The sequence below is a fragment of the Myceligenerans pegani genome, assembly GCF_014892515.1.
Taxonomy (GTDB): domain Bacteria; phylum Actinomycetota; class Actinomycetes; order Actinomycetales; family Cellulomonadaceae; genus Myceligenerans; species Myceligenerans pegani.
In genome coordinates, this window is record NZ_JADBGR010000102.1 from 1 (window position 1) to 13,352 (window position 13,352).

8 protein-coding genes and 1 tRNA gene are annotated in these 13,352 nt (G+C 68.6%); 2 read left to right on the forward strand and 7 right to left on the reverse strand.

Annotated elements, in window-relative coordinates; genetic code table 11:
• Positions 1 to 19 precede the first annotated feature (19 nt).
• A complete protein-coding gene (locus tag IIE03_RS17565) occupies positions 20 to 1,693 on the reverse strand; it encodes a beta-1,3-glucanase family protein (RefSeq protein ID WP_192864065.1) in 1,674 nt (557 codons plus the stop codon).
• Between the two features lie 308 nt (positions 1,694 to 2,001).
• On the opposite strand from IIE03_RS17565, the gene IIE03_RS17570 reads away from it, so the two are divergent.
• Positions 2,002 to 3,168: an IS1249 family transposase gene (locus IIE03_RS17570; RefSeq protein WP_192864066.1), complete on the forward strand. Its 1,167-nt coding sequence runs from the start codon at positions 2,002 to 2,004 to the stop codon at positions 3,166 to 3,168.
• Between the two features lie 163 nt (positions 3,169 to 3,331).
• Here the strand turns inward: IIE03_RS17570 and IIE03_RS17575 are convergent.
• The 4 genes from IIE03_RS17575 to gyrB form a co-directional block, all read right to left on the reverse strand.
• Positions 3,332 to 3,405: transfer RNA gene (locus IIE03_RS17575), tRNA-Ile, on the reverse strand.
• Positions 3,406 to 3,586: 181 nt separating this feature from the next.
• On the reverse strand, positions 3,587 to 4,942 hold the full coding sequence (locus IIE03_RS26005; RefSeq protein WP_225997944.1) for a DUF3566 domain-containing protein: 1,356 nt from the start codon (positions 4,940 to 4,942) through the stop codon (positions 3,587 to 3,589).
• Positions 4,942 to 7,611 carry a DNA gyrase subunit A gene (gyrA, locus tag IIE03_RS17585; protein WP_192864067.1) on the reverse strand — a complete coding sequence of 890 codons (2,670 nt, stop codon included), beginning with the start codon at positions 7,609 to 7,611 and terminating at the stop codon, positions 4,942 to 4,944. Before gyrA ends, IIE03_RS26005 begins: the two co-directional genes overlap by 1 nt.
• A gap of 133 nt (positions 7,612 to 7,744) precedes the next feature.
• On the reverse strand, positions 7,745 to 9,874 hold the full coding sequence (gene gyrB, locus IIE03_RS17590) for a DNA topoisomerase (ATP-hydrolyzing) subunit B (protein WP_192864068.1): 2,130 nt from the start codon (positions 9,872 to 9,874) through the stop codon (positions 7,745 to 7,747).
• Positions 9,875 to 10,372: 498 nt separating this feature from the next.
• Between gyrB and IIE03_RS17595 the strand changes: the two genes are divergently transcribed.
• On the forward strand, positions 10,373 to 11,173 hold the full coding sequence (locus tag IIE03_RS17595) for a hypothetical protein (protein WP_192864069.1): 801 nt from the start codon (positions 10,373 to 10,375) through the stop codon (positions 11,171 to 11,173).
• A gap of 211 nt (positions 11,174 to 11,384) precedes the next feature.
• Here IIE03_RS17595 and IIE03_RS17600 read toward each other — a convergent pair whose 3' ends face one another.
• A complete protein-coding gene (locus IIE03_RS17600; RefSeq protein WP_318843049.1) occupies positions 11,385 to 11,885 on the reverse strand; it encodes a DciA family protein in 501 nt (166 codons plus the stop codon).
• A gap of 133 nt (positions 11,886 to 12,018) precedes the next feature.
• Positions 12,019 to 13,350, reverse strand: a complete 1,332-nt coding sequence (gene recF / locus IIE03_RS17605) for a DNA replication/repair protein RecF (RefSeq protein ID WP_192864129.1) — start codon at positions 13,348 to 13,350, stop codon at positions 12,019 to 12,021.
• Positions 13,351 to 13,352 lie beyond the last annotated feature (2 nt).

Here is a 13,352-nt window from a genome sequence, read left to right on the forward strand (position 1 = left end):
CCCGCCACGCCAGGGACACCTACGCGCCGAACGTCCAGGACTGCTCGGCGCCACCGCCGCAGGTGCGGATCTCGAGCTTCTGACCGTCCTGCAGCGCGCCGCCGATCACTGCCAGGCACTTACCGGACTGCGGGTTCACCAGGTGCCGTGCCGCGGCGTCGTAGGTCCATTCCTGCGCGCCGGTACCGTTGCAGGTCCACAGCTGGACCGCCGTCCCGTCGGCCGTCCCGCCGCCCGAGACGTCCAGACACTTGCCGAGCGCGGAGATCGTGGCCCCGGAGCGGGTCCAGGTCTGGGCGTCGTTGCCGCTGCAGTGCACGATCTGGATCGGGTTGCCGTCCCGCGGATCGGCCCACGGTACGTCCATGCACATGTCGTTGGCGGCGAGGACCGTTCCGGTGCCCTGCGGGAGAGGCGAGTCGGGCGGGGTGTCGTCGTCATCGTCGTCGCCGCCGTTTGCGCCCCCGCCAATGGGGGTTGCCGCTCCGGCGAAGGGATCGAGCTGCATGAAGGCCTCGGTCGGGTTGCCGTCGTGGACCAGGGATTCCTGGTTCTCGACGTCGTCGAACGCGAAGGCGTACGCCTTGCCGTCGGCCATCTGCTCGTGGATGTACTTCGCGTAGTAGTTCGTCCGGCTCTCCTGGTAGAACGTGTCCGACGACGGACCCGGGTGGACGTCTCCGAGCAGCAGGGTGGAACGGTGGAAGCCGGCGCACAACGTACGGGCGATGGCGCCGACGTCGTCGTTCGGCGCGAACAGGTCACCGGCGCAGCCGAAGATCGACTCGGCCGACGGCTTGTCGAAGCTCGCCACGAACCCGCCGCCACCGTCCGTGAACGTCATCGTGTCGCCCGAGACGGTGCCGTAGAACTTGGTGTCCGGCGCGAAGCCGTAGGGGACCACCGTCATCGTCCGTGACCGATAGCGCTCCCATACGTCGTCGACGTACGAGGTGATCACGTCGGGAGAGATCTGACCGGTGCCGATCCCGTGCCCCGGCGAGAGCACCCGCAGCACGGAGCCGTTGGGCGCCGTCTGCTTCAGCCCGTTCCAGCCGGGGGTGGAGTCGAGGGCTGACACGACGTTGGAGAAGCCGTCCGGCTCCAGCATTCCGGTGTGCAGGATGTCGCCGCTCGAGGTCCGTAGGCCCGTCTGGTAGGGCGCGGAGAAGAAGTCGACCTGGGTGCTGTTGATCCACAGGCCGTCGTCGTTCAGCGTGTACTCGGTCCAGCTGAACATGATGTCCCGGTTGGGGTCGTTCGGGTTCTGCACGGCGGGCTGTACCAGGCGCCCGTCCAGCACGATCTGGAACGTCATCTTGGTGCCGTAGCTGAAGTAGACGCGGCCGGAGAGCTTCGGCATCTGGATCGTCGTGGACGCGCCCCGGGCGGGGCCGGGAATCGAGGCGTCCGGCGCCGGCTCGGGAACGGCGCCCGCATCGGGCCACGGGTGGAACGTGCCGGACGCATCCGCATAGCCCATCTCACCGTTGCGCTCGCCGAGCACGTAGAGGAAGACCTGATCGCCGCGGTCCGAGTTGTTGGTGATGGTCAGAGGGATGGTGTCCGGGACGGCGGCGGCAGTCTCGGCCTGGGGCCCGGCCTCGGGGACACCATGCGCGGCGGTTGCCCAGGGAACGAGCAGACACGCGACCGCGGCGAGGGTTCCGATCAATTTCCGGGACGATGACATCTGAACCTCCGGTTCGTCGGCAAGTGGGGCTCCATCGCCCCGCGTGCAGAGACGCCCTTACCCGGCACGCCGTCCCACGGTAAGTAAGCCTTACTGACTTGTCACCCGTCCAGAACGAGAATAGGCCCAGGAGCCTACTGGTAATCTCGTACCCTGCGGCCCCGGCCACGAGGATCCGCACGCCCACGCCCGACACGCCACGGGGGGCAAGGCGCGAAGCCGGGTTAGCGGCAAGATTGTGTGTCTGCTGAGGCGGTCTCGACGCTGGTCGGAGGCGGGTTTCCGGGGTCTGTTATGCCCTGGTGGGCATGGCGGAGCAGGGTGGTGGACATGGCCGACGGTGTGAGGTATGCGGCGGCTGGCTCAAGCGCAACGGCCGTACGAGCAGCGGGAAGATACGGTGGCGGTGCACGTCGTGTGGCTCTTCCAGCAGCAGGAGCAGGCCGGATGTGACCCGCCGGGCGCAGGCCGAGACGTTCGTGGCGTGGCTGACCGGCCCAGCGTCCCAGCGGGAGGTGGGCGGCGGGAGTGGGCGCACGTTCCGTGACCGGCACGCCTGGTGCTGGCGGATCGAGCCGGCCATCGCGGTCACCGGTGAGGTGTTTGACGAGGTTCAGCTCGACGGGATCTATCTCGCCGGCGGCTGGTGCGCCCTGATCCCGATCACCCGAGGCACCGTTGTCGGGCTGCAGTGGTGCGACACGGAGAAGAAGGCCGCCTGGATGGCGTTGCTGGAACGTCTGCCCGCGCCGCGAGCCGTGGTCGTCGACGGCGGCAGCGGCCTTGCCAGCGCGCTGGCGGCTACCTGGCCGGACACGGCGGTGCAGCGGTGCCTGGTCCACGTCCAGCGGAACGTGCGCGGCTACCTGACCCGCCATCCGCGCACCGACGCGGGGCGCACTCTGCGGGCCCTGTCGCTGCAGCTGACCAAGATCACCACCCGCGACCAGGCCACCATCTGGCTGACCGCCCTGAACGCCTGGCACCAGGTCAACAGCGACCTCATCAAACAGCGCACCTACGCCACCCAGCCCGGCGCGATACGTCCGCAGTGGGCCAGGGCCGGGCAGCGATGGTGGTACACCCACGACCGCATCCGCCGCGCCTACCGGCTCATGGCCCGCCTTGCACGCCAGGACGCCCTGTTCACCTACCTCGAACCCCGATTCGAGGGCCTCGACATCTCCTCAACCACCAACCAGATCGAGGGCGGCATCAACTCCGTACTACGTGACCTGCTCAAACGCCACCGTGGCATGACACCCGAGCATCAGAAACGGGCCGTGGAGTGGTGGTGCTACCTGCACTCCGAGAACCCCACCCAACCTGCAGACCTGGCCCGGCCCGAACACTGGAACCCCCAGCCAAGCCCGCCAGTCATCAACGACAAACCCATCGACCCGGCCGGCTACGACACCACCGCCACGGCCGAAGAAGGACTCTGGGCCCGCAAGGGCTGGGCCGGACGACCATGAGCGACACGCCCGAAGCAGACACACATTTCTGCCGCTAACCCGCGAAGCCCCACACCGGGGGTCCGGGGGCGTGCCCCCGGGGCGGGGCATGGGGGCTCCGCCCCCACAGAAAACAAACGAGACGGCCCGGCCTACGAGTAGGCACGGGCCGTCCACCGTCAAGTGGGGGTACGAGGACTTGAACCTCGGACCTCATCGTTATCAGCGATGCGCTCTAACCGCCTGAGCTATACCCCCGAGCCGTTCCAGGAACCCCGTCCACCCGGACAGTGCTCTCTGGCAGCACCCAGACATTACCCCAGCGGGCGGCTCTGTCCCAAACCGAAATCGTGGATCCCGCCAACTTCGTGGTGTGACATGCGCCGGAGACGACGGCGGCGTCCCTCGTCGAGCGAGGGACGCCGCCGATGCGAGGTGCTCAGTCGTCGGTGAGCGTCATGTGCACGCCGCCCACCAGAGCGGCCGTGATGTTGTAGAGGAAGGTCATGATCGTGGCCAGTGCGGTGAGCAGGACGACGTTGCAGATGGCGACGAGCGTCGCGAGCGAGACCACTCGCTCGAACTCGACGTACTGCATGACGTTGAAGTTCGTCTCCTCGCCGATGGCATCGGTCACGAACGTCTGGACCTTGTCGAAGACCCCGAGGCTGTCGATCACGGACCAGAACACGACGGTCGCGACCACAGTCATGATCGCGATCGCGACCGACAGCAGGAAGGCCAGCTTCATGACCGACCACGGGTCGATCCGCGAGATCGCCAGGCGGACCCGGCGCGGACCAGCACTCGGCCGCGGCGTCGCGCTGGGTGCGGGGCCGGGCGTGGTGTCGCCCTCCGGCCGGCCGCCCGTGCCGACCGGAACCGTCTCCTCGACGGGCACGGAGGCCGAGCCTCGCACCGCGCCGGCCGCGTAGTGCATCTCCGGGGGAGCCGGCGGAGCAGGCTGGGGCTCCGGCGGAGCCGCAGGGGCCTCCGGCATGGCGGAGGAAACCTTCTTCGCGGCGTTGCGCGCGGCGGCGAGGGCCGCCTGTGCTGCCTTGACCGCACCCTGCCGGACGGCCGCGGCCGGATCCTCCGCGCCACCGCTCCGGCCGCCGGCCTCGTTCGCCGTGGCGGCCGCCGGTTCGGCCATCGGCGCGTCAGCCGCATTCGGGGCCGACACCCGTTGCCATGCCTCGCCGGGCAGGTTCGGCGGCAGGCTTTCGCGCGAAACCACTCGCGGCTTCGTCGTGTCCTCGATGTCCTCGCCCTCGGCCCGCCCCGGTGCGGCGGCGTTGTCGATGGCCGATCCGAGAGACGACGACGCCGTCTCGGGTGTGCCGTTCGGCCCGTCGGCGGGATCCGCCGTGTAGCGCGACGACGGCGCGCTCGCACCCGCTTCGTACGCCGAGCGCCAGAAACCGCCGGGGATCGGCTTCTCCGGTGCCTCCGGCGGCGTCGAACCCGCCGGGCTCTCGGAGGAGGTGCTCGCCACCGGGTCCTCCATCGGGGCGGCGTCCGATGCGCTCGGCTCCGCCTTCTCCGCGATTCTCTCGGTCACCGTTCCCCCTGCGGGCTCCTCGACGGCATCGCCCTCGTCCGAGACCGGCTCTGTCGCATTCGTGTCGCTCTGTGTCTTGTCGGCCGAGGCTTCGACCGACACCTGGCCGACGGTGTCACCCGACGGTTCGGAGTCCGGCGAGGCGTCCTCCCGGACATGGGTCTTCTCGAGTTCGTCGTCGATCTCCGTCGTCGCCGATCGGCTGCCCTGTCCGGTGTCGTTGCCGCTTGTCATCAGCTGTCCTCGCGTCCGGTGCTCTCTTGCTCTGGGGTGCTCGAAACCTCGTCGGGGCCAGGTACCTCTCCGTCCACGGTAACGCCGTCCACACCGTTCCCGCCGTTCGTCGGCCCCTCAGGGCCGTCCTCCGACTCGGCAACCTCCTGCTCGAGGTTGCGTTCCGCGTTGCGCGCGACGGCGATGATCCGATCGCCCCTGTCCGGTTTGGCGAAGGTTACTCCCTGCGTGTTCCTGCCGGTCAGGTTCACCTCCGCGACCGCGGACCGGACGATCTTGCCACGTTCCATGATGACGAGGACCTCGTCATCCGCATCCGTGACCAGCGCCCCCACAAGGTCTCCGCGCGCCTCGACCAGATTCGCCACCTTGATGCCCAGGCCACCACGACCCTGGACGCGGTACTCGTCGATCCTGGTGCGCTTGGCGAAGCCGCCCTCCGTCACGACGAACAGGTCCGTCCCGGGCGTGACCACCTGAGCCGCGAGCAACTCGTCGTCGTCCCGGAACTTCATGCCCGTCACACCCGAGGTCGCTCGGCCGAGCGGCCGGATCGTGTCGTCCGAGGCATGGAACCGGATCGACTGCCCCTTGCGCGAGACGAGGATGAGGTCGTCGTCCGCGTTCACCAGACGTGCGGCCACCAGTTCGTCCGGACGCCCCTCCTCGTCCTCCCGCAGGTTGATCGCGATGAGACCGCCGGACCGCGGCGAGTTGTACTCCTGCAGCCGCGTCTTCTTGACGATGCCCCGTCGAGTGGCCAGGACGAGGTAGTCCGCGGCGTCGTAGTCGGGGATGTCCAGGACCTGGGCGATGTGCTCCCCGGGCTGGAACGCCATGAGGTTGGCGACGTGCTGCCCCTTCGAGTCGCGGCCGCCCTCGGGAAGCTCGTAGCCCTTCGCCCGGTAGACCCGGCCCAGGTTGGTGAAGAAGAGCAGCCAGTGGTGCGTCGTCGTGACGAAGAAGTGGTCGACGATGTCGTCCTCGCGCAACTGCGTTCCCCGCACGCCCTTGCCGCCACGCTTCTGCTGTCGGTAGTTGTCGCTGCGGGTCCGCTTGGCGTAGCCGCCGCGCGTGATCGTGACGACCATCTCCTCCTCGGGGATCAGGTCCTCGACGGACATGTCACCGAGATGCGGGAGGATCGTCGTGCGGCGCTCGTCGCCGTACCGCGCGACGATCTCGTCCATCTCCTCGCCGACGATGGCACGCTGCCGCTCGGGCTTGGCCAGGATGTCGCGGTAGTCGTTGATCAGCGCCTCGAGCTTCGCGTGCTCGTCGAGGATCTTCTGTCGTTCGAGGGCGGCAAGGCGGCGCAGCTGCATCGCCAGGATCGCGTTGGCCTGGACCTCGTCCACGCCGAGCAGACCCATCAGGCCGCTGCGCGCCTCGTCGACGTCGGGGGAGCGGCGGATGAGCGCGATGACCTCGTCGAGCGCGTCGAGTGCCTTGAGGTAGCCCACGTAGATGTGGATCTGCTCCTCGGCCTCCTTGAGGAGGAACTCGGTGCGCCGCCGCACGACCTCGATCTGGTGCGTGACCCAGTGCCGGATGAACGCGTCCAGGCTGAGCGTCCGCGGGACGTCGTCGACCAGCGCCAGCATGTTGGCGCTGAAGTTCTCCTGCAGCTGCGTGTGCTTGTACAGGTTGTTCAGGACGACCTTGGCGACCGCGTCGCGCTTGAGCACGATGACGAGTCGCTGGCCTGTCCGGCCCGACGTCTCGTCACGGATATCGGCGATGCCCTGGATGCGCCCTTCGTTGACCATGTCCGCGATCTTCGCGGCGAGGTTGTCGGGGTTCACCATGTACGGCAGCTCGGTGATGACCAGGCAGATCCGGTTCTGGATCTCTTCGACGTTCACCACCGCGCGCATCGTGATCGACCCGCGGCCCGTGCGGTACGCCTCCTCGATGCCCTTCTGGCCCAGGATCTGCGCGCCGGTCGGGAAGTCGGGGCCCTTGATGCGCTGCATCAGCGCCTCGAGCAGCTCCTCGCGCGAGGCGTCCGGGTTGTCGAGGTACCACTTCGCCCCGTCGGCCACCTCGCGCAGGTTGTGCGGCGGGATGTTCGTGGCCATCCCGACGGCGATCCCGGCGGACCCGTTGACGAGCAGGTTCGGGAAGCGCGCCGGGAGGACCGTCGGCTCCTGTGTCCGACCGTCGTAGTTGTCCTGGAAGTTGACGGTGTTCTTCTCGATGTCGCGCACCATCTCGAGCGCGAGCGGCGCCATGCGGCACTCGGTGTACCGAGGGGCGGCGGCGGGATCGTTGCCGGGCGAGCCGAAGTTCCCCTGACCGGCGACCAGCGGGTACCGCAGCACCCAGTCCTGCACGAGCCGGACCAGCGTGTCGTAGATCGCCGTGTCGCCGTGCGGGTGGTACTTACCCATCACGTCGCCCACCACGCGCGAACACTTGCTGAACGAACGATCCGGCCGGTAGCCACCGTCGTACATCGCGTACAGCACGCGGCGGTGGACCGGCTTGAGCCCGTCCCGCACGTCCGGCAGGGCTCGTCCCACGATCACGCTCATCGCGTAGTCCAGGTAGCTGCGCTGCATCTCGAGCTGCAGGTCCACCTGTTCCACACGGCCGTGGTGCACGGCCAACGCGGCGTCGCCGACGCCGTCGGGGAGGTCCTCCACTCCGGGGGTCTCGTCCGTCACGTCTCTTCCTTCCCACGCCGTCCGACGGCGTGCTGTTGTCTCCCCGGCAACTCGTCATCACGCGGTGGCCGGGCCGCGCGCTCGCTCCGTCCGCCGCCGTCCCGGCGGCATCGTGCGGAACTCGCGAACTCGCTCAGATGTCGAGGAACCGCACGTCCTTGGCGTTGCGCTGGATGAAGCTGCGACGCGACTCGACGTCCTCGCCCATCAGCACCGCGAACACCTCGTCCGCCGCCGCGGCATCGTCCATCGTCACCTGGAGCAGGGTCCGGTGATCCGGGTCCATCGTGGTGTCCCACAGCTCCGTGTAGTCCATCTCGCCGAGACCCTTGTAGCGCTGGATCCCGTTCTCCTTCGGGATCCGCCTGCCCTGCGCGAGGCCGGCCTCGAGGAACGCGTCGCGCTCCCGGTCGGAGTAGACGTAGTCGTGCGGAGCGTTCGACCACTTCAACCGGTACAGCGGCGGCTGCGCCAGGTACACGTGACCGTGCTCGATGAGCGGGCGCATGTACCGGAACAGCAGCGTGAGCAGGAGGGTGCAGATGTGCTGACCGTCGACGTCGGCATCGGCCATCAGCACGATCTTGTGATAGCGCAGCTTGTCGATGTCGAAGTCCTCGCCGATCCCGGTACCGAACGCGGTGATCAGCGCCTGCACCTCCTGGTTCGACAGAGCCTTGTCCAGTCGCGCGCGCTCGACGTTGAGGATCTTGCCGCGGATGGGGAGGATCGCCTGGTTGTGCGGGTTGCGCCCGCGCACCGCCGAGCCGCCGGCCGAGTCGCCCTCGACGACGTAGACCTCGCACTCCTCGGGCCGGCGCGACTGGCAGTCCTTCAGCTTTCCGGGCATGCCGCCGCTGCTCAGGATCCCCTTGCGGCGAGTGGCCTCCCGGGCCTTGCGGGCCGCGATCCGCGCCTGGCTCGCCTGGATGGCCTTGCGGATGATCTCCTTCGCCTCGTTCGGGTGGGCGTCGAACCAGTCGGTGAGCTGCTCACGGACCACGCGCTGCACGAAGGTCTTGGCTTCGGTGTTCCCGAGCTTCGCCTTGGTCTGTCCCTCGAACTGCGGCTCGCTCAGCTTCATGGAGATGACCGCCGTGAGGCCCTCGCGGATGTCGTCACCCGTGAGGTTGTCTTCCTTCTCCTTCAGGATGGCCTTGTCGCGTGCGTACGTGTTGACCAGGCTGGTCAGCGCGGTGCGGAAGCCTTCCTCGTGGGTGCCGCCCTCGGGCGTGGAGATCATGTTCGCGAACGTGTGCACGGACTCGCTGTACGCGCTCGTCCACTGCATGGCGATCTCGGCGGAGATGTTCCGCCCCTCGTCCTCCGCCTCGAAGGCCACGACCTCAGGGTGCACGAGGTCGACCTTCTTCGCCGCGTTGATGTGCGCCACGTAGTCGACAAGACCGCCGTCGTACTTGTAGGTGACGGTCCGTGCCCCGGGACGAGCGCCCGACGACGACCCGTGGCCGGCTCCCGTACCCGACTCGCCGTCGGTGGCGGCGGAGTCGCCATCGGTGGTGGTGATCGTCCCGGCGACGTCGCCCTCGGCGACCATCTCGGGGGTGACCTTCGGGATCTGCCCGGTGACCTCGTCCTCGTTCCCGGCGTGACCGGCACGTTCGTCGGTCAGCGTGATCCGGAGCCCCTTGTTGAGGAAGGCCGTCTGCTGGAAGCGGGTCCGCAGGGTCTCGAAGTCGTACTCGGTGGTCTCGAAGATCGAGTCGTCCGCCCAGAAGGTCTGGGTCGTTCCGGTGTGCTCGCCCTCGGCCATCGGCTCGAGCCTCTGCACCTCGCTCGTCGGCTCGCCGCCGTCGCGGTACTCCTGTCTCCAGTGGTAGCCGTCGCGGACGACCTCCGACACGAAGCGGGTGCTCAGCGCGTTGACGACGGACATGCCGACCCCGTGCAGGCCGCCCGAGACCGCGTACCCGCCGCCTCCGAACTTTCCACCGGCGTGCAGGATCGTCATGACGACCTCGAGGGTCGGCTTGCCCTCGGTGGGGTGCATCGCCACCGGGATGCCGCGGCCGTCGTCGACGACGCGCACGCCGCCGTCGGCCATCAGCGTGACGTCGATGGTGGTGGCATGGCCCGCGAGGGCCTCGTCGACAGCGTTGTCGACGATCTCGTAGACCAAGTGGTGAAGCCCGCGTTCGCCGGTTGAGCCGATATACATGCCCGGTCGCTTACGAACGGCCTCCAGACCTTCCAGGACGGTGATGTTCCCGGCGTCGTAGCCGCCGTCGATTCGCTCTGTCACGGGCGGGGTAGCTCCTCGTCTTTCAGGCGCACGCCGGGTTGGAGGAGTGGTCCTGACCCGGCGTGATTGTCCCCCTCAGTCTACCGCCAGGACGCGGAAAACATTGGATTCCGAGCCGGTTGTGGGCAACCTCCACAGGGTCTTCGAGCGGATGGAGCGCGGTCGTCGGTCGGATCGGGACCGGCCTAGCGGGTGAAATTCACTCGTTGACGGCCGAAGGTGACGATCCGGCGCTCGAGGGCGGCCGAATCCGGCGGTCGCCGGCGACCTCATGTGGCAGTCGACGGCGGCACCGGCCCTCCGCTCTCCCTCGCGCGCCTGCCGTTTGGGTACCTGTACCCATGTGCGCCATGGCTTGGTACGGCTACGGTCACCAGTCAACCGGGCGCTGGGAACTATTTCGCTTTTCGGAGGCTTTCTGGTCTAATCCGACACGACCCCCGTCAGCTCCCCCCAGCGCAATGTTCGCAACTTCGTTCGCAACTGAAGGATGACACCGTGAAGAAGTTCCTCGCCGGCGGTGCTCTCACCGCCGTCGTACTTGGTGGGATGGTCGCCATGGCCCCCGCCGCATCTGCCCACATCCCCAACGCCAGCGCCGACTGCAGCGGCCTCTATGTCGACTTCAAGTCGTACAGGGGCGGCACGGACATCGAGGTCGTCATCGACGGCGAGATCGTCGAGTCGGCCGTGCTCCCCGGTAGCCCCCGGGACTGGGCCCACTTCGTCAAGCACTACGAGTTCGACGACGACACGGTCGCCCACACCTGGTCAGTGTCCGTCGACGCGCACGACGACGACAAGTACGACTACTCGAACGAAGGCACTGTCGACGCCTGCGCCGAGCCGCCGGCCAAGGAGGTCGTCTCGCCGGCGACGCCCGAGGTCGTCGCCGGCTGCGCCGTGACGATCGACGACGTCGTCCTCCCCGAGAACACCGAGTCCCTGACCTACTCGAAGAACGAGGCGGGCGTCGTCGCCGCCCTCGTCTCGGACCAGTACGAGTGGATCGAGGACCTCGGCGCCTGGCTGCCGCAGGAGGACGGCACCGTGCTCTTCCCGGCCGAGCTTCTGCTCGTCGAGGAGGAGTGCGAAGAGGCTCCGGCCCCGGAGCCTTCGCCGTCGGAGCCGACCGAGGCCGCGCCGTCGGACGAGCCGTCCGAGCCGGTCGCCGAGGAGGAGCCGCCGGTCCTGGCCGCGACGGGTGCCACCGTCGGTGGCGCCGCGGCGTTCGCCCTTCTCCTGGTGGGCGGCGGCGTCGCCCTGGTCATCGCGCGCCGGCGGATGGCCAAGAACTGACGCGGTAGTCCGCGACAGCAGAGAACGATCAGGCCTCGCCCATCCGGGCGGGGCCTGATCGCTTTCCCGCCGCTCTCATACGGCACCACCCGCGGCGAGCAGGGCCGACCAGGTCACGATGCCGCGTCCGGTCCACGATGAGACCTCGACCGGACATCGGCAAACCGCGACCATCGGGCATCGGGGCGCGATGATCGGGCTCGGCCGAGCCTCAGCCGAACGTGTCTCGAGGGCCCGGCCCGCGCACCGCTCGCGGCCCCCTCCGGAATCCCGGCCCGGCGGGCCCCAGCACGGAAACCTCCTCGACGACGCCCTCACCGATCTCTTCCGCCATCCGCCGCAGCAGATCCGGTACGAGCATCCGCATCTGCGTCGCCCACGCGGTGGAGTCGGCGCGCACGACGAGCACCCGTTCCTCGAAGGTGACCGGTGTGCAGTGCTCCGCGACGTCGTCTCCGACGACATCCCGCCATCGACCCACGACGCCGCCGACCGAGACGTCCTGCGTCCAGCCCTTCTCGCGCAGCAGCCGGCCGACGACTGCTCCGAGCAGCTGCGGGTCGCGCGCGTTCGGTCCCTGTGCCTCCTTGCGCGGCTCGGCGAGCGGGGATCTCCGTGCGGGTGACCCCGGCCGCAGCCCCTTCGCTCGTGCGGCCGCCTTGGCCCGGTTGAGTGCCGCGCGCGCGACCTCCTCGGGAGGGGTGGTCGGCACCTCGCCAGAGCTCGCCAGATCTCCTGTCTCCCCACTGTTATCCACAGCACTCTGTGGATAACTTTCGGGGCCGGGGGAGCCCTCCCGACGGGCCCCTCCGCTGCCCGTCGTTGGCTCACGCGACATGTTCTCGTCACTCACGAGTGACTACTCCTGGTTCCACGTGAAACCTCGCACCGCTCAGTGATGCAGGGACGTCCTCCGGCACGGCGGCCGTGACGAGCACCTGCCGGGCGGGAAGCACGAGCTCCGCCAGTCGCTCTCGCCGACGGGTGTCGAGCTCCGCGAAGACGTCGTCGAGGATGAGCACCGGATCGGCATCCGTGCCGTGGTCCGGGTCCCAGAACGCAGGTGCCGACGACGACGGTGCGCCGAGTTCCGCAGCCCCTCCCAACAGCCAGAACGACGCCAATCTGAGGGCCAGCGCGAACGACCACGACTCTCCGTGGCTCGCGTATCCCTTCACCGGCAGACCGCCCAGAGCAAGCAGCAGATCGTCGCGATGCGGTCCCACCAGACTCACCCCGCGATCGAGCTCCTGCTGCTGGACGGTTTCGAGCGCGGCGGTCATCCGCTCCCGGATCCGCTCCACCGAAGGCGGGCCGTCATGCACGCCGCGGGACCGTTCCGAGGCGTCCTCCTCCGAGCGGGCCATCCCCTCCGTTAACCCCGCGGATGCCATCGGCGAATCAGCCGGACGGGCCGATTCCCGGTCACCGGAAGCGCCCTCGCCGCGAAAGTTTTCCACAGGCCCCGTGGACGACGACCGGTACTCGAGCCACGCCTCTCCCTTGCCCTCACTGACCGCCTCGTAGGCCGCTGCCACGACCGGACGGAGTGCGTCGACGAGCTGGAGCCGGAGCGAGACGATCTCCGCACCGAGTTCGACCAGGCGCCCGTCCCACACCTCGAGTGTCGCCAGCGCAGCCGGATCTGCACCGCCCGAGCGACGCACGGCCCTCGCCGACTTGAGCAGTGCCGACCGCTGCTTGAGTACCCGCTCGTAGTCCGCGAACACCGCCGCGAGCCGAGGCACCATCAGCACGATGAGCTGGTCGAGGAACCGGCGCCGACCCTCCGGATCTCCCTTGACCAGTGCGATGTCCTCCGGGGCGAACAGCACCGTCCGCAGGATTCCGAGCACGTCCCGTGCGCGGCCCGGCTGGCCGCGGTTGATCCGGGCTCGATTGGACTTCCCCTGCGTGATCTCCAGTTCGACCGTACTGGCGCGGTCGCCCCGCACGATGCGCGTGCGGACGATCGCACGCGAGGCCCCGGCCCGGATCAGGGGCGTGTCGGCGGCGACGCGGTGCGAGCCCAGGGTCGCGACGTAGCCGATGGCCTCGACCAGGTTGGTCTTGCCCTGACCGTTGGCCCCGACGAACGCGTTGACCCCGGGCTCGAGCTCCACGTCGACGCTCGCGTACGAGCGGAAGTCGAGGAGGCTCAGGTGGGAGACGTACAGCG